The sequence below is a fragment of the Streptomyces sp. NBC_01224 genome (genome assembly GCF_036002945.1).
Taxonomy (GTDB): domain Bacteria; phylum Actinomycetota; class Actinomycetes; order Streptomycetales; family Streptomycetaceae; genus Streptomyces.
This window is the reverse complement of record NZ_CP108529.1, coordinates 1,845,865-1,867,726: the sequence shown is the minus strand read 5'-3', so window position 1 is coordinate 1,867,726 and position 21,862 is coordinate 1,845,865. Positions and strand designations below refer to the sequence as shown.

General features: G+C 69.6%; 15 protein-coding genes and 2 pseudogenes. 12 read left to right on the top strand and 5 right to left on the bottom strand.

Features of this window, described 5'->3' with window-relative positions:
• Positions 1-21: 21 nt before the first annotated feature.
• Together OG609_RS07760 and OG609_RS07755 are read right to left on the bottom strand one after the other, a co-directional pair.
• Positions 22-1,098, bottom strand: coding sequence for a DUF2637 domain-containing protein (locus OG609_RS07760; RefSeq protein WP_327272117.1), 1,077 nt, complete (start codon positions 1,096-1,098; stop codon positions 22-24).
• 191 nt (positions 1,099-1,289) lie between these two features.
• On the bottom strand, positions 1,290-2,138 hold the full coding sequence (locus OG609_RS07755) for a (2Fe-2S)-binding protein (RefSeq protein WP_327272116.1): 849 nt from the start codon (positions 2,136-2,138) through the stop codon (positions 1,290-1,292).
• Between the two features lie 146 nt (positions 2,139-2,284).
• Between OG609_RS07755 and OG609_RS07750 the strand changes: the two genes are divergently transcribed.
• Complete coding sequence (locus OG609_RS07750) at positions 2,285-3,049, top strand: GntR family transcriptional regulator (protein WP_327272115.1); 765 nt, start codon at positions 2,285-2,287, stop codon at positions 3,047-3,049.
• Positions 3,050-3,071: 22 nt separating this feature from the next.
• Here OG609_RS07750 and OG609_RS07745 read toward each other — a convergent pair.
• Together OG609_RS07745 and OG609_RS07740 are read right to left on the bottom strand one after the other, a co-directional pair.
• Positions 3,072-3,856: pseudogene (locus tag OG609_RS07745) on the bottom strand (hypothetical protein).
• 163 nt (positions 3,857-4,019) lie between these two features.
• The gene (locus tag OG609_RS07740; protein ID WP_327272114.1) at positions 4,020-5,747 is read right to left on the bottom strand and encodes a PucR family transcriptional regulator; all 1,728 of its coding nucleotides are present in this window, start codon (positions 5,745-5,747) and stop codon (positions 4,020-4,022) included.
• 433 nt (positions 5,748-6,180) lie between these two features.
• Between OG609_RS07740 and OG609_RS07735 the strand changes: the two genes are divergently transcribed.
• From OG609_RS07735 to OG609_RS07705, 7 genes are all read left to right on the top strand, one after another.
• A complete protein-coding gene (locus tag OG609_RS07735; protein ID WP_327272113.1) occupies positions 6,181-7,071 on the top strand; it encodes an FAD binding domain-containing protein in 891 nt (296 codons plus the stop codon).
• A 2-nt stretch (positions 7,072-7,073) separates the two neighbouring features.
• Entirely contained in the window at positions 7,074-7,667 is a 594-nt protein-coding gene (locus OG609_RS07730; RefSeq protein WP_327272112.1) for a (2Fe-2S)-binding protein, read from the top strand.
• A 2-nt stretch (positions 7,668-7,669) separates the two neighbouring features.
• The gene (locus OG609_RS07725) at positions 7,670-10,054 is read left to right on the top strand and encodes a xanthine dehydrogenase family protein molybdopterin-binding subunit (RefSeq protein ID WP_327272111.1); all 2,385 of its coding nucleotides are present in this window, start codon (positions 7,670-7,672) and stop codon (positions 10,052-10,054) included.
• A gap of 349 nt (positions 10,055-10,403) precedes the next feature.
• The gene (locus OG609_RS07720) at positions 10,404-11,855 is read left to right on the top strand and encodes an NCS2 family permease (RefSeq protein WP_327272110.1); all 1,452 of its coding nucleotides are present in this window, start codon (positions 10,404-10,406) and stop codon (positions 11,853-11,855) included.
• Positions 11,856-11,912: 57 nt separating this feature from the next.
• Positions 11,913-13,064, top strand: coding sequence for an XdhC family protein (locus OG609_RS07715; protein WP_327272109.1), 1,152 nt, complete (start codon positions 11,913-11,915; stop codon positions 13,062-13,064).
• A gap of 105 nt (positions 13,065-13,169) precedes the next feature.
• Positions 13,170-16,928, top strand: coding sequence for a S8 family serine peptidase (locus tag OG609_RS07710; protein WP_327272108.1), 3,759 nt, complete (start codon positions 13,170-13,172; stop codon positions 16,926-16,928).
• A gap of 251 nt (positions 16,929-17,179) precedes the next feature.
• Positions 17,180-17,908, top strand: coding sequence for a DUF4097 family beta strand repeat-containing protein (locus tag OG609_RS07705; protein WP_327272107.1), 729 nt, complete (start codon positions 17,180-17,182; stop codon positions 17,906-17,908).
• On the opposite strand, the gene OG609_RS07700 is transcribed toward OG609_RS07705, so the two are convergent.
• On the bottom strand, positions 17,895-19,127 hold the full coding sequence (locus OG609_RS07700; protein WP_327272106.1) for an MFS transporter: 1,233 nt from the start codon (positions 19,125-19,127) through the stop codon (positions 17,895-17,897). The two genes, OG609_RS07705 and OG609_RS07700, sit on opposite strands and share 14 nt — an antisense overlap.
• A gap of 232 nt (positions 19,128-19,359) precedes the next feature.
• Between OG609_RS07700 and OG609_RS07695 the strand changes: the two genes are divergently transcribed.
• From OG609_RS07695 to OG609_RS07680, 4 genes and pseudogenes are all read left to right on the top strand, one after another.
• Positions 19,360-19,875: a DinB family protein gene (locus OG609_RS07695; RefSeq protein ID WP_327272105.1), complete on the top strand. Its 516-nt coding sequence runs from the start codon at positions 19,360-19,362 to the stop codon at positions 19,873-19,875.
• Between the two features lie 114 nt (positions 19,876-19,989).
• Positions 19,990-20,666, top strand: a pseudogene (locus OG609_RS07690) (RNA-guided endonuclease TnpB family protein); the annotation flags it as partial.
• Between the two features lie 24 nt (positions 20,667-20,690).
• Positions 20,691-21,269: a dihydrofolate reductase family protein gene (locus OG609_RS07685; protein WP_327272104.1), complete on the top strand. Its 579-nt coding sequence runs from the start codon at positions 20,691-20,693 to the stop codon at positions 21,267-21,269.
• Between the two features lie 105 nt (positions 21,270-21,374).
• Complete coding sequence (locus tag OG609_RS07680; RefSeq protein ID WP_327272103.1) at positions 21,375-21,800, top strand: nuclear transport factor 2 family protein; 426 nt, start codon at positions 21,375-21,377, stop codon at positions 21,798-21,800.
• Positions 21,801-21,862: the final 62 nt, after the last annotated feature.

Sequence of the window (21,862 nt, the reverse complement as noted above, 5' to 3'; positions counted from 1 at the left end):
TCAGGGCTTTTTTGTGACGGATCAGCCGAACTGCTGCTCCAGGTCCTTCAGCTTCCGCTCCAGCGAATCGAGCCGGGGCAGTGCCTGGGTGTCGTCCTCGGCGGTGAGGTCGACGGTGACCGGATCATTGGACTTCCGGTCCGAGGCGCTGGAGCTCGGACCCGTCACGGCCTGCAGGGACGGCCGGGGGCGCAAGGGCAGTTGTCCCGGCTCGGATATGGCGGGCTCCACGACGGAATGCGCGGAGCCCGGCGCGGGGGCGATGGCTTGAACGTCCACCTGGGTGCCACCCCGGCCGACCCTGCGCCAGGCCCGGTTCTGCCGGTTCAGCGCCCTGATGTGGGCCCTGTCCAGCTTCTCCTGGTCCTTCCTGCGGAGACGGTTCTGCTCCTTCTCCCGCCGGTCCTCACGTACCTCGTCGACCGCTTCGTCCAGGGTGCGTACGCCCTCCAGCAGCATCAGCGACCAGGCGCCGAAGGTCTCCCGGGGGGCGCGCAGCCACCTTACGATCCGGATCTGCGGCAGCGGACGGGGCACCAGGCCCTGTTCGCGCAGCGCGGCCCGGCGGGTCTGCTTCAGTGCCCGGTCGAAGAGCACAGCTGCCGAGAGCGACATCCCCGCGAAGAAGTGCGGGGCGCCCGCGTGGTCGATACCGCGCGGCGCGTGCACCCAGTTGAACCAGGCGGCCGCGCCGGCGAACGTCCAGACGAGCAGCCGCGATCCGAGCGCCGCGTCACCGTGGCTGGCCTCGCGCACCGCGAGTACGGAACAGAACATCGCGGCCCCGTCGAGGCCGAACGGAACGAGATACTCCCAGCCCCCGGAGAGGCCGAGGTTCTGCTCGCCGAAGCCGACGAGCCCATGGAAGGAGAGGGCGGCAGCGACCGCCGCGCAGCAGAACAGCAGGACGTACGAGGCGGAGGCATACAGCGTCTCCTTACGCCTGCGACGCTCCTCGCTGCGCTCCCAGCTGTCGTCGGCCGCGGAATTGTCAGCGGCGCGCTTGCCGCGTGCGACCACCGCCACCGCCGCCAGGACCCCCACGAGCAGTACGGCGCCCGGAAGCAGCCAATTCAGCGATATGTCGGTCAGTCTCATGCGCGGTCCCTTGTGTCGCGTAGGGCATTTCGGGCGCCATAATTGCCGAAACCCCGTCACGCTCAGGGGGTTTCGGGGCAAGAGAACGCCATTGGGTTGGCAGGGCATACGGATAGCCAGGATCTGATCGAATATCCGTACGCGGCCAGTGATCTGCGTTCGAATAGTACTACTCGTACGAGCGGTGTGGATCAATGAGTGGGCGTCAGTTTCCGTACCCGCTCGGCGTCACAGGTGCGCGGGCAGGTGACGCAGGTGTCCTCGGGGCGCAGCGTGTAGAAGAGACAGCAGCTCGCGCGGTCGCGGGTGGGCAGCGACTCGCCGTTCGGCCCGGTCAGTTCACGGAAGCCCGCCGCGCCGACGTACGGCTTCGTGGTGCCCGGCAGGAGCGCCTCCAGCTCGGTCATCGCGCGCCGCTCCTCGCCGAGCAGGTGGGCGATGTACCAGAGGCCCTCGACGACCTCGTCCGTCGCCATGCCCCACAACGCCCGCCTGCCGCGCCGCATCCGCGGGCCGAAGCCGTCCAGCACCGGACCGATGTGGTCGGCCACGGCGGCGAGTACCTCGGCCCGCAGCGCTGCCTCGTCCGGGACCACCCGGGCGCCCGGCAGTCCGGCCGCCGGATCGTCCGGAAGGCAGGCGAATTCCCTTATGCGGACGGTCAGATGGCCCAGCGCCCGCTGGAACGCCACATCCCCGACGGGGATCCGGGGCACCCGCCGGTGCAGGAACCACGGCACCGTCACCAGCAGGCAGGCGGGCCAGGCGTACCGGTGCAGCCCGAAGCTGGCGACCACATCGGGCCGGGGCTGCTGACCGTAGTCCCGCAGCACCTGCGCGTGGTCCCAGGCGAGGAAGGCGTCGAGCGAGGCACCACCCGCCGCGAGCTCGTCCGCACCCACCCAGCCGGCACCTCGAGGGGCGGCCTCGCCGTCCTCCAGCACCTCTGCGCGGAGCCCGGGGAAGACCTCGGCCAGGCGTGCGTACGCGCCCGTCACGGCGGACGCGGTGGTACCGGGAAGCAGGGTGGCGAGTGTCATGCAGGGCCCACCGAATCACGATCGTTTTGCAGGTAAGCCTTACCTTACCCGAATGGATCGATGTTTGAACTGCGGCCCGCGCCGCCTATCGTGCAGAGGGGCATGGCGCACGCGAGCCGCGCCCACGGCAGGCCGAGGAGGTCCGAGTGGAGCAGGGCAGAGCGCGTGAGCAGGCGCGACCGCCGTACGCGTCCGCCGCGTCCGCGACGACCCCTGCGTCCGTACGCGTGCCCGAGCAGGTACGTGGCGAGCACACCCACAGCGAGCCGCTGCCCGCTCCGCGGCCGGCGGTGCAGCGGCACTCCGTGCGCGGCCAGATCCTCGACGCCCTGCGCGCCGCGCTGGTCGACGGTCAGCTGGTTCCGGGGCAGGTCTACTCCGCACCGGCTCTCGGTGCCCGCTTCGGGGTCTCCGCGACTCCCGTGCGCGAGGCGATGCAGCAGCTGGCCATCGAGGGCGCCGTCGAGGTCGTACCGAACCGCGGTTTCCGGGTGTCCCAGCGGGGCCCGCGCGAGCTGGCCGAGCTGGCCGAGGTACGGGCCCTGATCGAGGTCCCTGTCATGCTGCGGCTGGCCCGCACCGTCCCACCGGCCCGCTGGTGCGCCCTGCGCCCGCTGGCCGAAGCCACGGTTGCGGCGGCCGCAGTGGGCGACCGGGCGAGTTACGCCGAGTCCGACCGGGCCTTCCACGGCGCGGTCCTCGGGCTCTGCGGCAACGAGCAGTTGGTGATGGTCGCCGACGACCTGCACCGCCGCGCCCAATGGCCCCTGGGAAACACCCCCGCCACCCGCCGCGCCGACCTGCTCGCCGACGCCGCCGAGCACACCGCCCTGCTCGACGCGCTCATCGCCCAGGACCTGACCGTCGTGCAGTCGCTCGTACGGGAACACTTCAACGGCGCCGAGAGCTGACGTCACACCGGCCCTCCGGGGCTCAGTTCGCCTCGGCCGTCTCCGGGGGCGGCGGGTCCAGGTGCGGAGCCAGCCATGTCGGAACGCCCCCGAGCAGCCGGAAGAGCCGGCCCGCCTCGGCGCGCAGCCGGGTCGCCGCCTCCGGCTCCGGCTCGGAGTCCGCCAGCGCGATGAGGGCCGGAGCCGTACCGATCAGATAGCCCAGCTCCTCCCTTATCCGCAGGGATTCGGCGAAACCGTGGCGCGCCTCCGCCAGTTCGCCCTCGCGCAGGGCGAGCAGGGCGAGATGGCGCCAGGTCGAGGAGAGCAGCAGCGCATCGCCCTGGGCGGTGGCGCCGGCGTGGGCCCTGCGGTACGCGGCACGCGCGGCCTGAGGCGAGTCGGCGATGTTCTGCGCGATCAGGCCCCGGCGGAAGTCCAGCAGCGGACGTCCCGGCGCTGACGGGGCGAGCAGCGCGGCGGCCCGGCTCAGGGCGACGCTGGCCTCGTCGGCCCGGTCCCGTACGCCGAGAAGCGTCGACGCGTAGGCCAGATGGCCACGCTCACAGGCGGCTGCGCCGCGTTCGGCGTCGTCGTGGGCCAGCGCCTCGGCGGTGCGCAGGGCGTCCTCGGCGTCGGTCCAGCCCTGCCGGTGTACAGGCACCGCTCGGTCAGCAGAGCGGTGCGCTGGAGTGCCGCTGCCGGATCGGTGGCGGCGTCGTGCTCCAGCAGCGCGGCGGCGTCCGTCCAGCAGGCGCGTGATCGCAGCCGCCATACCGCTGTCTGGAGCGGCGGATCGTCATCTGCTGTCGTTCCGGAACCAGACATGGCGGTATGCGCCACATTGCCCTCCCCGAGCGCGCCATTGAGCTGTTGAGTCTGGCCGCATCTCAGCACGGAATGGCACGCCGGGCCAAGGGGTCGGGTCAATGTCAGGTGAAAGATTTCACAAACACCCGGACCCGCCGAGAGCCGTGGCAGGGCCCGGAAGTCAGCTCATACGCAGGGCGAGGAAGAAATCGAGCTTGTCCTCCAGGCGCGAAAGGTCACGCCCCGTCAACTGCTCGATTCGCCCGACCCGGTAGCGCAACGTGTTGACGTGCAGATGGAGCCGGGACGCGCAACGGGTCCAGGAACCGTCGCAGTCCAGGAACGCCTCCAGCGTCGGGATCAGCTCCGCGCGATGGCGCCGGTCGTAGTCGCGCAGCGGGTCGAGCAGCCGTGCGGTGAACGCGCGGCGCACGTCGTCGGGGACGAATGGCAGCAGCAGTACATGCGAGGCCAGCTCGTGGTGCCCGGCCGCGCAGACCCTGCCGGGGCGTGCCGCCGCCACCCGGCGGGCGTGCCGGGCCTCCTCCAGGGCGCCGCGCAGACCCTCGGGGGAGTGCACCGCTGCGCTGACACCCAGTGTCAGCCGACCGTCGTCGGCGAGGCCGGCGGAGAGCGGTTCGCGGACGGCGGCGAGCAGCACGTCGGCGTGCAGCGCGGGATCCTCGTCGGCGGAGGCCTCGGCGGGCGCCGTGTCCGGGCCGGAGTCGTGGGCCGGTGCGGGCGCGGTGAGGGCGGGCAGGGGCACGAGGGCGACGGCCTCGTCGCCCGTGTGGGCGACCGCGATCCGGTCCGCGGAGTCGGGGCCGGTGACCGCGGGGTCGACCAGGATTTCCTCCAGCAGCGCCTGGGCGACCGGGCCGCCAGCGACGGCGGCGGAGCCCTCCGCGACACCCCATTCGACCCGCGCCACCACGACCTGCCAGTGCGGCGCGGTCCCGAGACCCGGGAGCAGTACCGGGGCGGCGACCCGCAGCCTGGCGGCGATCTCGGCCGGCGGGGCGCCCGTCTGGACCAGTTCGAGGACTTCCTGGGCGAGCCTGCGGCGTACCGTACGGGCCGCGTCGCGCCGGTCCCGTTCGACCGCGATCAGCTGGGTGACGCCCTGGAGCAGATCCAGCCGGGCGGGCGGCCAGTCGCTCGCGTCCGCCTCGACCGCGAGCAGCCAGTCGGAGAGCACCGACTCACGCACATCGCGGGAGGCGGGGGCGGTGCCCCGCCCGGCGTTCCGGATCGGGAAGAGCGAATACGTGGTGCCGCCGACCATGGCCCGGTGCGGGGCCCGGCGGCCGGTGCGGGTGGCGGCCAGGTGGTGGCCGGCGAGCGTCGCGCCGACCGGTCCGGCCAGCGGTGCGTCACCGGCGCCCGCGATCTGCCGACCGGTGGGGGAGAGCACCCAGGCGTGCAGGTCGAGGTCGGATCCGAGCAGATCGAGGACCACCTCGGGCCCTCCGCCCGCCGGGCCCGAGGTCATGAGCCTGCGGTGCCGGTCCACGACCGCGGCCAGATCGCCCGCACGCTCCCCGGAGACCTGGCGCACCACGTACTCGGTGATCGTTGCGAACGCGACGGTCTCATGGACGGCGAAGAGCGGCAGGTGATGCCGCTCGCACGCCTCGATCAGATCGCCCGGGATCTCGCCGAGCTCCGCCTCGCCCGCCGCGAGCCCGGCGACCCCGGCGCCCGCCAGGATCCGTACGAACGGTTCCGAGTCCGTCGCGTCCCGGCGCCAGGCCAGGCCCGTCAGGACCAGCTCGCCGCCCGACAGATAGCGGCTGGGATCCCGCAGGTCGGTGGTCATCACGCCGCGGACGGACCGGTCCAGCTCGTCCTCGCCGCCGAGCAGCCGCAGGCCCAGCGCGTCGGTCTCCAGCAGTGCGCGCAGCCGCATCTCGTCGCCGCCGATCTCTTTCGTTGGTGCGGGTGAAAACTGGGTATTGCGGTGAGGTTACTGACCCCCGCCATTCGTTCGAATCTACAAGACGAGGAGATCGACCAGCCAACTCCTTCATGGTTTCGGTGACTGCACCGGGTGGAGCACGGCTTGTGTACTTGGCCCCACACCGCGTTAACAACACATGAACGACCAGTCGAGGGCCGGCCGTCCCCAGGGCCTGTCGTCGGTCTGCCGTCTGTCGCCCGACGTCTGGCACGCACGCTCGCGGCGTTGCCGAAGAGCCTTAGTAGCTCCGCTACGAGGACCCTCCGGCGCCTGGCGATCGGACGCACCAGACGCCGTCCGGCCGTCCTGCGGACGACGACGGCAGACCGACGACAGGCCCTGGCCCCAGCGAACGACCCGATTGAGAAGAAGAGAGCCACTCATGGACTTCCTTCGCCCCGCCAGCTGGGATGAGGCGCTCGCCGCCAAGGCCGAGCATCCGACGGCTGTGCCCATTGCGGGGGGCACCGATGTGATGGTCGAGATCAACTTCGACCACCGGCGGCCCGAGTACCTCCTGGACCTGAACCGCATCGGAGAACTGTCCGAATGGGAGGTGGGCCAGGAGAACGTACGGCTCGGTGCCTGTGTCCCCTACAGCCACATCATGGAGCATCTGCGCGCCGAGCTGCCCGGACTGGCACTCGCCTCGCACACCGTCGCCTCGCCGCAGATCCGCAACCGCGGCGGCGTCGGCGGCAACCTGGGCACCGCGTCGCCCGCCGGAGACGCCCACCCGGCGCTGCTCGCCGCGGGCGCCGAAGTCGAGGCCGAATCCGTACGCGGGACCAGGATGATCCCGATCGACGCCTTCTACACCGGCGTCAAGCGCAATGCCCTCGCCCCGGACGAGCTGATCCGGGCCGTGCACATCAAGAAGGCCGACGGGCCCCAGCAGTACTCCAAGGTCGGCACCCGCAACGCGATGGTCATCGCGGTCTGCGCCTTCGGTCTGGCCCTGCACCCCGAGACCCGCACGGTCCGCACCGGCATCGGCTCGGCCGCCCCCACACCCGTCCGGGCGAAAGAGGCCGAGGAATTCCTGAACGCCGCGCTCGAGGAGGGCGGGTTCTGGGACAGCCGCACGGTCATCACGCCGTCCATCGCCGCGCAGTTCGCCACGCTCGCCGCCGGTGCCTGCAACCCGATCGACGATGTGCGCGGCACCGCGAGCTATCGCAGGCACGCGGTCGGGATCATGGCCCGCCGCACCCTCGGCTGGACCTGGGAGTCGTACCGCGGCAACGGCCGCAGCACCGAAGGAGCTGCCTGATCATGCGCGTCAATTTCACGGTCAACGGCCGCAGGCACGAGGCGGACGACGTCTGGGAGGGCGAGTCCCTCCTCTACGTGCTGCGTGAGCGGATGGGCCTGCCCGGCTCGAAGAACGCCTGCGAGCAGGGCGAGTGCGGTTCCTGCACGGTCCGTCTGGACGGTGTCCCGGTCTGCTCCTGTCTGGTCGCCGCGGGCCAGGTGGAGGGCCGCGAGGTCGTCACCGTAGAAGGTCTCGCCGACTTCGCCGCCCACCGCTCCCAGGCACACCCCGGCAGCGGCTGTGCCTCCGGCGCCTGTGGCACCGCACTCGACAAGGCCCGGCAGTGGGAGGCCGAGCCGGCCGGTGAGGATACCCGGGACACCGGTGAACTCTCCCCGATCCAGCAGGCGTTCATCGACGCGGGCGCCGTCCAGTGCGGCTTCTGCACCCCCGGTCTGCTGGTCGCCGCCGACGAGCTGCTGGAGCGCAACCCGGAGCCGTCCGACGCGGACATCCGCGAGGCGCTCTCCGGCAACCTCTGCCGCTGCACCGGCTACGAGAAGATCCTCGACGCGGTCCGTCTCGCGGCCGCCCGCGCGGAAGAAACGGTCTGACGATGGGCGTTACCGGCAACCCCACCAGCATCAACCAGGGCACCCGCACCAAGGGCGGCATCGGTGAGTCCACGCTGCGCCCCGACGGCATCCTGAAGGTCACCGGCGAGTTCGCGTACTCCTCCGACATGTGGCACGAGGACATGCTCTGGGGCCACACGTTGCGTTCCACGGTCGCGCACGCCGAGATCGTCTCCATCGACACCTCGGAAGCGCTCGCCACGTCCGGCGTCTACGCCGTACTCACCTACGACGACCTGCCGACCTCGGTGAAGAACTACGGGCTCGAGATCCAGGACACCCCGGTCCTCGCCCACGGCAAGGTCCGTCACCACGGCGAACCGGTGGCGCTCGTCGCCGCCGACCACCCGGAGACGGCCCGCCGCGCCGCCGCGAAGATCAAGATCGACTACCGCGAGCTGCCCGTCATCACCGACGAGGCGTCCGCCACCGCCCCCGACGCGATCCTCGTCCACGAGGGACGCGACGACCACCACGCGGGGCACGTCCCGCACCCGAACATCGTCCACCGCCAGCCCATCGTCCGCGGCGACGCGGACGCGGCGGCGGCCCGCGCCGATGTCATCGTGAGCGGGGAGTACGTCTTCGGCATGCAGGACCAGGCCTTCCTCGGCCCCGAGTCCGGTCTGGCCGTGCCTGCCGAGGACGGCGGCGTCGACCTGTACGTCGCCACCCAGTGGCTGCACTCCGACCTGCGCCAGATCGCCCCCGTACTCGGCCTGCCCGAGGACAAGGTCCGCATGACGCTCTCCGGCGTCGGCGGCGCCTTCGGCGGCCGCGAGGACCTGTCGATGCAGATCCACGCCTGCCTGCTCGCCCTGCGCACCGGCAAGCCGGTCAAGATCGTCTACAACCGGTTCGAGTCCTTCTTCGGACACGTGCACCGCCACCCCGCCAAGCTCTGGTACGAGCACGGTGCCACCCGCGACGGCAAGCTGACCCATATGAAATGCCGCATCGTACTGGACGGCGGAGCTTATGCCTCCGCTTCTCCGGCCGTCGTCGGCAACGCCTCCTCGCTCAGCGTCGGTCCGTACGTGATCGACGACGTCGACATCGAGGCCATCGCGCTCTACACCAACAATCCGCCGTGCGGCGCCATGCGCGGCTTCGGCGCGGTCCAGGCATGCTTCGCCTACGAGGCCCAGATGGACAAGATCGCCGCCGAACTCTCCATGGACCCGGTCGAGTTCAGACAGCTCAACGCCATGGAGCATGGCTCCCTCCTGCCGACCGGACAGGTCGTCGACTCGCCCGCCCCGGTCGCCGAGCTGCTGCGCCGGGTCAAGGCCAGGCCGCTGCCGCCCGAGCGCCAGTGGGAGGTGGCCGGCGAGCAGGCCGATGTACGGGCCCTGCCCGGCGGACTGTCCAACACCACCCACGGCGAAGGCGTCGTGCGCGGCATCGGCTACGCGGTCGGCCTCAAGAACGTCGGCTTCTCCGAGGGCTTCGACGACTACTCCACCGCCCGGGTGCGCATGGAGGTCATCGGCGGCGAACCTGTCGCGACCGTGCACACCGCGATGGCCGAGGTCGGGCAGGGCGGGGTCACCGTCCACGCCCAGATCGCCCGCACCGAACTCGGTGTCGCCCAGGTCACCATCCACCCGGCCGACACCCAGGTCGGCTCGGCCGGCTCCACCTCCGCCTCCCGGCAGACGTATGTCACCGGCGGTGCAGTGAAGCACTCCTGCGAGGCCGTCCGCGAGAAGGTCCTGGAGATGGGCCGCCGCAAGTTCGGTACGTACCACCCCGCCTGGGCCACCGCCGAACTGCTCCTGGAGGGCGGCAAGGTCGTCACCGACGGCGGCGAGGTGCTGGCCGATCTGGTCGACGTACTGGAGGACGAGGCGGTCGACATCGAGCTGGAGTGGCGTCACCGGCCCACCGAGGCGTTCGACCTCCGTACCGGTCAGGGCAATGGCCATGTCCAGTACTCCTTCGCCGCCCACCGCGCGGTCGTGGAGGTCGACACCGAACTCGGCCTGGTCAAGGTCATCGAACTGGCCTGCGCCCAGGACGTCGGCAAGGCCCTCAATCCGCTGTCCGTCGAAGGACAGATCCAGGGCGGCACCACCCAGGGCCTGGGCGTCGCCGTCATGGAGGAGATCATCGTCGACCCGAAGACCGCGAAGGTGCGCAACCCGTCCTTCACGGACTATCTGATCCCCACCATCCTGGACACCCCGACGATCCCGGTCGATGTCCTCGAACTCGCCGACGACCACGCCCCGTACGGGCTCCGTGGCATCGGTGAGGCCCCTACCCTCTCGTCGACCCCGGCCGTTCTCGCGGCGATCCGGAACGCGACGGGCCTGGAGCTCAACAGGACGCCGGTACGCCCCGAGCACATCACCGGCACCTGAGTCACTGTTTCCTCCTGAACTCTCCGGGCGGTGCGTGCCTCCCAGGCACGTCACACTTCCGCCGCCCGCACCGCCCGGAGTGACCAAGTGCCGTACCGCTCACGGCCATTGATTCCACCGTGCACCGAACAAGCAGTACTACGCAGTACCCGTAGTAGCGGTACCGCAGTACCGCAGTACCGCAGTACCGCAGTGCGGGTGACGCCGCATGCAACACGTCACATTCCACTCTGCATGAACAGTTCGTCTCGGGCCGTCCCCCGGGTCGTGCCGCCAGCGCAGTCATCCCAAATCCCGCATATCGATTCTTCATCGCGGGTGCCCCTGTGAACCTTGGGAGTCAGGCATCATGACCCAGCAGTCAGTGGAGCCCAGGACCAGTGCGGAGGATGCGGGCCCGGGCTCGCGCGTCCCCGCCGGAAGATCCTGGCTCGACCGGTACTTCCACATCTCCGACCGTGGCTCCACCGTCGCACGCGAAGTGCGCGGCGGCATCACCACCTTCATGGCGATGTGTTACATCCTTCTGCTCAACCCGCTCCTGCTGTCCGGCCCGGATGCGGCGGGCCACCGCCTCAGCCACGCCGGGCTGATCACGGCGACCGCGCTCGCCGCAGCCGTCTCCACCCTGCTGATGGGCTTCATCGGCAAGGTGCCGCTCGCTCTCGCCGCGGGGCTCTCCGTCTCCGGCGTGCTCGCCACCCAGGTGGCACCCCATATGACCTGGCCGCAGGCCATGGGCATGTGTGTGATGTACGGCGCGGTGATCGTGCTGCTGGTCGTCACCGGGTTGCGCGAGATCATCATGAACGCGATACCCCTGGCCCTGAAGCACGGCATCACCATCGGCATCGGCATGTTCATCGCGCTGATCGGCCTGGTCAACGCCGGCTTCGTGGGCAAGGGCGCCCCGGTCACGCTCGGCGTCGGCGGGCAGCTCTCCGGCTGGCCCGTACTGCTCTTCTGCGTCACCCTGCTGCTCATCTTCATGCTCCAGGCCCGTAATGTGCCCGGCGCGATCCTGATCGGGATCGTGGTCGGCACGATCCTCGCCGTCGTCGTCAACGCGGTCGGTGACATCAGCCCCGAGGCATGGGGCGGCAGCGCACCCGAACTACAGGGCAGCGCCGTCTCGATGCCGGACTTCGGGCTCTTCGGACATGTCGAGTTCGGCGGCTGGGGCGACATCGGCGTCATGACCGTCGGCATGATCGTCTTCACTCTGGTGCTGGCCGGCTTCTTCGACGCGATGGCGACCATCATCGGCGTCGGTACGGAGGCCGGGCTCGCCGACAGCAAGGGCCGGATGCCGGGCCTGTCCAAGGCGCTGTTCATCGACGGCGCGGGCGGGGCGATCGGCGGTGTCTCCGGAGCTTCCGGCCAGACCGTCTTCATCGAGTCGGCGACCGGCGTCGGCGAGGGGGCCCGTACGGGTCTGTCCTCCGTCGTCACCGGTGTGCTCTTCGTCGCTGGGCTGTTCTTCACCCCGCTCGCCCAGATCGTGCCGGGCCCGATCGCCGCCGCCGCACTGGTCGTCATCGGCGCGATGATGATGCAGAACGCCCGCCATGTCGACTGGAGCGACCGCTCCGTCGCGGTGCCGGTCTTCCTGACCGTGGCCCTGATGCCGTTCACGTACTCCATCACCGCCGGAGTCGGCGCCGGAGTGATCTCCTTCGCCGCGATCAAGGCCGCGCAGGGCAAGTTCCGTGAAGTCGGTGCCTTCATGTGGGTGCTGACAGGTGTGTTCGTCGTGTACTTCGCGCTCAGCCCGATCGAGAGCTGGATCGGCGCCAAGTAGGACCGGCCCGCAGAAGGCTCCTTTGCCCCTCCGCACACTCGTAGAAGGAGAAACGCCATGCTGGACATCGCCGAAGAGCTCAACCGGTGGGTCGAGCAGGGACGCGACTTCGCCGTGGCCACTGTTGTGGCGGTCGGCGGCAGCGCGCCCCGGCAGCCGGGAGCCGCCCTCGCCGTCGACCGCGACGGAACGGCGATCGGATCGGTCTCCGGCGGGTGTGTGGAGGGCGCGGTGTACGAACTGTGCGGTCAGGCGCTGGACGACGGCATCACCGTGCGCGAACAGTTCGGCTACAGCGACGAGGACGCTTTCGCGGTCGGACTGACCTGCGGCGGCGTCGTCGACATCCTGGTGACACCGGTCCGTGCGGACGACCCCGCACGGGCCGTGTTCGCCGCCGCGCTCGCCGCCGCCGCACGAGGTCGGGCGGCGGCGGTCGCCAGGATCACCGACGGGCCCGCGGAACTCCTCGGCCGCCCCCTGCTCGTCCACCCCGACGGCTCGTACGAGGGCGGGCTAGGCGGACATCCGGAGCTGGACCGCACCGCTGCGGCTGACGCCCGCGCGATGCTGGACGCGGGTCGCACCGGCTCCGTCACCATCGGCGCCGAGGGCTCGCGCTGCGGGCAACTGCTCACCCTGCTCGTCGAATCGAGCGTCCCGCCGCCCCGGATGATCGTCTTCGGGGCCATCGACTTCGCCTCGGCTCTGGTCCGCGCGGGAAAGTTCCTGGGGTACCACGTCACATTGTGCGACGCTCGCCCCGTCTTCGCCACGACGGCCCGCTTCCCGCAGGCCGACGAGCTGGTCGTCGACTGGCCGCACCGTTATCTCGCGACGACCGACGTCGACGCGCGCACCGTCCTGTGCGTGCTCACCCACGACGCCAAGTTCGATGTTCCGCTGCTGGAACTGGCGTTGAGGCTGCCGGTGGCGTACGTCGGAGCGATGGGCTCGCGCCGTACCCATCTGGAGCGCAACGACCGGCTGCGTGACGTCGGCGTCACGGAGCTGGAACTGGCCAGGCTGCACTCGCCGATCGGCCTCGACCTCGGTGCCCGTACCCCTGAGGAGACCGCGCTGTCGATCGCCGCCGAAATCGTGGCCGACCGGCGCGGCGGCAGCGGCGTACCACTCAAGGGCGCACACACCCCGATCCACCACGAGGGCGGCCGGCCGTCGACGGGATTGATCACATCCGTGGCCTGAACCGTCCCGTGAACCATGATTGTCCGTGGGCGGGTTGCCGCCACGGCGGCTTCACGCCAGGTGTGAACTCAACCGTAGCTTCGTTTTTGCCTTTAGATCTGCTGCATGACATTCACACCCTCCTCCGCTTCCGGCCGGGCGAGATCCGCTCGTGCGGGACGCAGGGCTCTGCTCATAGCGACTTCGGTCGCCCTGGTGAGTGGCGCACTGTTGCCCGCAGCGGGCTCCGCTTCCGCCGCCGCAGGTAAGTCCGGGCCCGTCGACCGCCAGGCCGCCGCCCCCGTCAAGGAGTACGACATCACCCTGCTCACGGGCGATGTCGTGCACTATTCGGACGGCGTCGGCAAGCAGGACACCGTCACCGTGGACCGCCCCGATGGAGCGGTCGGCGGCGTGCATGTCCAGCAGGCCGGTGACGATCTGTACGTCCTGCCCGACGAGGCCAACTCCCTTCTCGCAGCAGGCAAGTTGGACCGTCGGCTGTTCAACGTCTCGGCTCTGGCCAAGATGGGGTACGACGACAAGAAGTCGGGCGGCATTCCGCTGATCGCCACCTACACGGCGAGCCAGGGCCGTTCACTGCCCGCCGCCCCTCGTGGCGCGAAGAAGACCCGCACTCTGGAGAGCATCCACGGCGCCGCACTGAAGGCCGAGAAGGACACCACCCGGGCCTTCTGGAACGACATCGCCCGTACCGCCACGGCCCGTTCGCTGGACAACGGCATCGCCAAACTCTGGCTCGACGGCCGGGTGGAGGCCGCCCTCAAGGACTCCGTGCCGCAGGTCAACGCCCCGCAGGCGTGGGCCGAAGGCTACGACGGCAAGGGCTCCAAGGTCGCAGTCCTGGACACCGGAATCGACGCGACCCACCCGGACGTCAAGGACCGCATTCTCGAAACCAAGAGCTTCGTGCCGGGCGAGGAGGTCCTCGACAAGCACGGCCACGGCACGCACGTCGCCTCCACGATCGCGGGCTCCGGCGCCGCCTCGGAGGGCGTCAACAAGGGCGTCGCCCCGGGCGCCGACCTGATCATCGGCAAGGTGCTCAGCAACGAGGGTTCCGGCGCGGACTCCGGGATCATCGAAGCCATGGAGTGGGCGAAGGCAGAAGGCGCCGACGTCGTCTCCATGAGCCTCGGTTCCAGCATCCCGGACGACGGCTCCGACCCGATGTCCCAGGCCGTCGACGCGCTCTCCGCCGACGGCGGGCCGCTGTTCGTGATCGCCGCGGGCAACGCGTACGGCGCGGGCACCATCGGCTCGCCCGGCTCGGCGGAGAAGGCACTCACCGTCGCCGCCGTCGACAAGCAGGACAACCGCGCGGACTTCTCCTCGATGGGCCCGCTCGTCAGGTCCTACGGCCTGAAGCCCGACCTGTCCGCACCGGGTGTGAACATCAACGCGGCCGCCTCGCAGGCGGTCCCGGGCGTCAGCGGGATGTACCGGTCGATGTCCGGTACGTCGATGGCGACCCCGCATGTCGCGGGCGCCGCCGCCATCCTGAAGCAGCGTCACCCCGACTGGTCCGGCCAGCGGATCAAGGACGCGCTGATGAGCTCGTCGAAGAAGCTCGACGCGTACACCCCGTACGAGCAGGGCACCGGCCGGCTCGATGTGAAGGCGGCCGTCGACACCACCGTCGAGGCCACCGGCTCCGTCGCGGTCGCCTCCTACGACTGGCCGCACTCCGCGTCCGACCCGGTCGCCCAGCGGACCATCACGTACCGCAACACCGGTACGAAGGACGTCACCCTCGACCTGGCCACCGACACGGACGCCGACGCCTACACCCTGTCGACGAAGCAGCTGACCGTCCCGGCCGGTTCCACCGCCGAGGCCGTGCTCTCGCTGGATCCGTCGAAGGTCGCCAGCGGAACCCAGTTCTCCGGTCAGGTCATCGCCAAGGACGCGGCGGGCACCGTCGTCGCGCACACCGGCTTCGCCCTGAACAAGGAGCGGGAGCTGTACGACCTGACGCTCAGGCTCCGTGACCGCGACGGCAAGCCGATGGACGGCCTGGTCGTCATCGGCGAGCTCGGCGACCCGAACCTGGGCCTCGTTCAGGTGTCGGGCGAGACCACGCTGCGGCTGCCGCCGGGCAACTACACCGCCTGGAGTTCCGTCGACATCGCCGGTGACCGCGCCGACTCGAAGGCCGTGGCCTTCCTCGCGGCTCCCGAGACGATCCTCGACAAGGCGACCACGGTCACCCTGGACGCGTCCAAGGCCCGCAAGGTCAGTGTGCGCACGCCGAAGGAGACCGAGACCCGACAGCTGCGCTATGACATGGCACGTACCGCACCGGACGGCACGGTCCAGCGCGACGCGTACCAGATCCCGTTGACCTACGACCAGCTGTGGGCCAGCCCCACCAAGAAGGTCACGCAGGGCAGCTTCTCCTTCCTGACCCGCTGGCGGCAGGGCGAGAAGCAGCTGGACGTGTCGGCCGAGGGCCGCGATGTGCCGGTCCACCCGCAGGGCGGTGCGGCCATCGCCGAGAACGGCGAGAAGAAGCTGGCCGGCGTCTTCGCGGGCAACGGCGCCGTGGCCGACTACAAGGGTCTGAACGTCAAGGGCAAGGCCGTCGTCATCCGCAGCAGCGACGCGGTCGCTCCCGCCGACCGGCTCGCCAACGCGGTGGCCGCGGGCGCCGGGGCACTGTTCGTCGTCAACGACGGCGACGGCGTCCTGATGGAGAGCTATACCCCCTACGGGACCAAGGGCGCCATCCCGGTCGCCTCGGTCCAGCGCCTGGCGGGCGAGGACCTGATCAAGTCCGTCCAGCGCGGTGCCAAGTTGACGATCGATCAGCACCGTTACGCCCGCTACGTGTACGACCTGGTCGACCGCCACGACGGCGTCGTCCCGGACCGCTCGCTGGCCTTCGCTCCGTCGACCGGTCAGCTGGCGAAGGTGGAGAACACCTTCTACGGTCACAAGGACGTGCTCGGCGCGGGCTTCCGCTACGACATCCCGGACTACGGCCCGGGTCTCGGCTTCGAGGAGTACGAGAAGTTCCCCGGCACCCGCGAGGAGTGGGTCAACCCGCTTCCGGGCGCCTCCTTCTGGTACGAGAACCACTCGGTCTTCAACTCCGCCGAGACGGGATTCGCGCACGAGATGCGCAGCGGCGACCTGGACTACACGGCGGGCCGCACCTACTCCGCCGAGTGGTTCGCGCCGATCTCCCGCCCGCGTCTGGGCACCGGCTACTGGGGTCCGTTCCGTACCGTTTACAACGACATGCAGTTCAACCTGACCGCGTGGACGGACTCGGGCGCGGGCCACTCGGGCTCCATGCCTGAGGACGAGTACGACACCACCACCACCGCGATCTACCAGGGCGACACCCTGATCAAGAAGGTCGCGGGCAGGGCCGGCTACTTCGGAGACCTGTCGCCGGAGAAGCTGCCCTACCGCTTCGTGCTCGACTCCACCCGTGACGGCGACCTGTGGAAGACCTCCACCCGCACGCACACCGAGTGGAACTTCGTCTCGGGCGCCATGGACGAGAACGGCCCGTACCGGGCCGACCTTCCGCTGCTGCAGCTGGACTACAAGGTCCACACCGACCTCGCCGGTGACGTCAAGGCCGGCCAGTGGACCGAGATCGGTCTCACCTCCGGTACGCAGGAGTGGCTGGACGGTGCGGTGAAGGCGAAGAAGGCGTCGTTGTCGGTCAGCTACGACGACGGCAAGACCTGGGACGCGGTGGAGCTGCGCAAGACCTCCGAGGGCAACTGGACCGCCCGGTTCAAGACGCCCAAGAAGGCCGGTGGCTTCGTCTCGATCAAGGCGCACTCCGAGGCCGGGGACGGGCTCGGCATCGATCAGGAGATCATCCGGGCATTCGGCCTGAAGTGACCTGCTGAGGTTTGCACGTGAGGCGGCCGTACACCCTTGAGCGGGGTGTACGGCCGCCTCTTCTGTCGACTGGCGCGGCTTCCGGAAATGAAAGTGACGACCCATCACCATGTCGTGGAACGGAGGGGTTTCCCCCGCCCGAGCCGGGGGCCTGCCCCATGGTCGCCCCCGGACACGCCTGGATAGCCTGCGCTGAGCACCGGCCCCGAGCGGGCCGGAGACCAGGCTGATCGGGAACCAGGGGGAGATTCATGCGTCACCGGCTCAGGGCGTTCATGGCGGCAACGATGGCGGGAAGCGGTCTGATCGGGCTCGGCGCATGCGGTCTCATCGACTGGAACACCTTCGAGGACGACGCCCATGTCTCGCAGAAGATCACCTCCGTCCGACTGGATCTCGGCTCCGGCCGGGTGAATCTGCGGGGCGTGGCGAAAACCGCCGACGTGTCCCTGCACCGCTCGGTCCGCTATCGGGGGGACAAGCCCGAAGGCGCATCGCACCGGGTCGAGAACGGCGTCCTGGTGCTGAGCGGCTGCGGCAGCCAGTGCTCGGTGTCCTACACCGTCGAGGTGCCCGAGGGCCTCCCGGTCTCCGGCCGGACCTCGTCCGGATCCGTGGTCCTGGCCCGAGTGGGGCCGGTGAACGTGACCACACACTCCGGACGGATCGAGCTGGACGGAGTGACCGGCCCGGCCGATGTGCACACCTCCAACGGCCGGATCGAGGGGCGTGGACTCGCTGGTCCCGTCCGGGCCAAGACCTCCAACGGCCGGATCGAGCTGACCCCGGTGAACCCGCAGGATGTCCGGGCCAGGACATCCAACGGGGCCATCGTCGTCACTGCGCCGACGGGCCGGTACGTGGTCGCCGCCAGCACTCACCACGGCCACAAGGACATCGGCATCGCCAATGACCCGGCCGGCGACCACAAGATCGATCTGGCCACCGCCAACGGTTCCATCACGGTCAGGAACGGCTGATCGCGCCGCGAGCCACCGCAGCCGCACACAGCAGCGCAGGTACCGCCGCGACCGCGAAGCAGACGGCCGGCGGCAGACGGTCCACCAGCAGACCCACTGCCGCGGTGCCCGCCGAGGACCCGGCATTGACCGCGGTGTTGACCCATGCACCCGCCTGTGTGCGGCTGTCCGCGCCCACGGACTCATCCGCGACGAGATACGCGGTGGTCAAGGCCGGGGCGACGAAAACCCCGGCGGCCGTGACCACCGCGACCAGCACGTACACATTGGGCGACATCCCGGCCGCGACCATCGCCACACCGAGACCGGCAGCCGGCACCGGCAGCCGCACCCGGTTCGACGCACGCCATGAGACGGCACCGTAGGCGAGCCCACCGATCGCGCTTCCGGCGGAGAGGGCCGCGAGCACCCATGCCACCGCCGCGCCCCGGTGGTGCTGCTCGGTGAACGCCACCACCAGCAGATCCAGCGCCCCCAGACACAGCCCCACGGCGGCTGCCACGATCGCGGCGTGCCGCAATCCGGCGATGCCGAGCAGCCGCTGCCTGCGGGGCGTGTGCTGTGACGCAGCGGCCTTCTCCGTCGACGGTGGCGCGCCGATACCGCGCACCGCGGGTGAGGACACCAGTGCCGCCGCGCCCACCAGCACGAGCCCGGCACTGATCGCGACACCTGCCGCGGGGACGGTGAACCTCATGACCAGACCTACGAGCAACGGCCCGATGACGAACAGCAGTTCCTCGGCGACACCGTCCAGGCTGTACGCGCGCTGCAACAGCTCACGGTCGGGAACGAGACTGCTCCACAGGGTCCGCATCACCGGTCCCAGCGGCGGGGTGCAGGCGCCTGCCGTCACGGCAAGCACCCCCAGCAGGAGAGAGGAAGCACCCGGCCGCCAGGTGACGTAGGCCAAGGCGGCGAGCAGCGCGGCGTAGACACCGGCCATCGGTGGCAGTGCCCGCCGCGGCCCGTACCGGTCGATCAGTGCGGCACGGGCGGGGGAGAGGAGGACACTGGTCGCCCCGAACAGAGCCATGACGGCGCCCGCGACGGAGTACGAGCCGGTGGCTTCCTTCACCGCCAGCATCAGGGAGAGGGAGACCATCCCGTACGAGAGCCGCCCCAACAGAGCGGCACCGAAGGTGCGGGAGGCGTGAGGAGTACGCAGGACGGTGGCATACGAAGGGGCGCGCGAGGGCGCGGGCGAAGGCGAGAGCATGAGGACGTTCCTCGTGAGGGCAGCGTGGCATGCGGCGCTGCGGGCATGCGGGGACACCGAAGTGCCGCACCCGGTGGGACGGGGTGCGGTCAGTACGGGGTCCTACGCACGGGAGAGGAACACGCCGGCCAACTTATCAGGACAAGAAGCGTGTTGTGGAGGGTCGCTTCAGGGTCGCAGCGGGCGAAAATTGCTGTGAGATGTGACAGCGCATCGAGTAGCCTCGGCGCCCATGTCACTTTCCCCTTCCCGTAATCGCCCTCCCTACGACGCGGACGAGCGGACTCAGCTCGTCGGCTGGCTCGACATGCAGCGGGCGGTCGCCCGCTGGAAATGCGAAGGGCTTTCCGAGGCCGACGCCCATCGGTCCGTCCTGCCGTCCTCGCCCCATATGACGGTGGCGGGTGTCATGTCACACCTTCGATGGGCCGAGCACCTCTGGTACGAGGTCGTTCTGCTGGGCCGCCCGGCCGTGGGGCCCATGTTCGACGGGCCCGAGGCCGCCGACATGATGGTCGAAGGCGTCCCGCTCGCAGAGCTCCTCGACAACTACGACCGGCAGATCGCGGTGTCGAACGAGATCGTTGCATCGAAGTCGCTCGACGACGTGGGCCGACACCCGGACTTCGACGCCTCGGCCGCGAGCGTGCGCTGGATCATGTTCCATATGATCGAGGAGACTGCCCGGCACGCGGGCCATCTGGACGCCATCAGGGAGATCCTGGACGGCGAGACGGGCTACTACTGACCCGGTTTCCGCCGCCTCATCCGATGATGTCGGTATTGGCCGCCAGGATTTCCCCGGCGGTCCGCCTCAGCCGCGGGAGGAAGCCGATGACCTCCTCGGCACGGTGCAGAAGGGCTGTCTCGTAAGGCGAAGGGGTCGAGGAACCGGAACAGGCAGCGGATCAAGGTGGCCCGTGCTCATGCGAGGGTGGCCGATGCGCGCAGGGACTTTCACCACAAGCTGTCCACGAAGCTGATGCGCGAGAACCAAGCTGTCAGCATGGAGAGCCTGAACGTGAAAGGACTCGCCCGCACCCGCCTGGCGAAGTCCGTGTACGACGCGGGTTGGTCCTCCTTCGTGACCATGCTGGACTACAAAGCGACCCGGTACGGGCGCACTCTGACCAAGGTGGATCGCGCCTTCCCGTCCTCGCAGGTGTGTTCCGCCTGCGGTCACCGCGACGGGCCCAAACCGTTGCACATCCGGGCATGGACCTGTAACGCGTGCGGCACCCGGCACGACCGGGACCACAACGCGGGCCAGAACATCAAGCACGAAGGACGGCGCATCCGCGCCGCACAACAGGCTGTACCACCCACCCCCGGACCGGGGGCCCTCGCCCGGCAACGGACAAGGTAAACGCCTGCGGAGTGCACGTAAGACCAGGACCCGTCCCGGCAGCGCGCACAACCCCCACCCATTGGTGGGGAGGAACCAGGAACCCGCCCCAAGGCGCACCGCACACACGGACGCCAGGGAGAGAATCCCCCACATCCATTGGGGGGAGGAGGTCAAACACTCGTATGGCGTGACGGCTCCGGCAAGAGAGGACTGCGATGAGAAAGATCATCCTGATGATGTCGATGTCCCTCGACGGCTTTATCGAGGGACCGGACCGTGAGATCGACTGGCACCTGGTCGACGACGAACTGCACATTCACTTCAACGAGCAGCTCAGGACCATGGGCGGCTTCCTGGACGGCCGTGTGACATATCAACTCATGGCCGATTTCTGGCCGACCGCCGATTCCGACCCGTCAAGTACCGGACCCATGGCGGAGTTTGCGGCCATCTGGCGGGACATGCCCAAGACCGTGTTCTCCCGGACCCTGGAGCGGGCCGACTGGAACACCACCATCATGAGGGAGGTCGATGTCGACGAGATCACGGCTCTCAAAGCGCGGCCCGGCGGAGATCTGGCGCTCGGCGGTGCCGATCTCGCCGCGTCCTTCATGCGGCACGACCTGATCGACGAGTACCGCATCTACGTCCATCCGGTCCTCATCGGACGAGGCAAGCCCCTGTTCCCGGCCTCGGATACCCGGACACATCGTCGACTGGCCGAGACCCGCACCTTCGGCAACGGGGTCGTGCTCCTGCGCTACGAACGCCCGGCGGCTGCTCCACCGGGATGAACTCCCCGAGCCCACGGTGGCAGGACCGCTGCATTGCCGGGCCGTACGGGAGATCTCCCCGTATAACTGCCGAACCGTCGCGAGATCTCACGAAAGGACCGGCGCATGACACTCGGAGCCGAGGACCGCCTGGCCATCAATGAACTGATCGCCCTGCAATGGCACCTGGTCGATGACGGTGAACTCGACCGACTGGACGAGCTGTTCACCGCCGACGTCGTCTACGACGCCTCCGCCCTGGGCCACGGATCGATGCACGGGCTGGAGGCCTTCCGGGACGCGGCCAGGGCGATGGGGCAACGCGGCCTCGTCAGTCATCACGTCACCAACGTCGTCCTCACCGAGGTCGGCGACGATCAGGTGCGCGCCCGGTCCAAGGGGATCGGAATCAAGGCGGACGGTACGAGCGGAAGTGTGACGTACGAGGACGTGATCGTGCGTGGTGAGAGGGGGTGGCGCATCAACCGTCGCAAGGTCGCCGTACGGCACGCGCCCACCGGTGCGAATGACGCGAACAAGCGGCCCGAATGACATGTCGCATGTCCCCGGATACCGCAGGCGGATACTGACGGCGCCCCTGCAGCCCGCAGGGG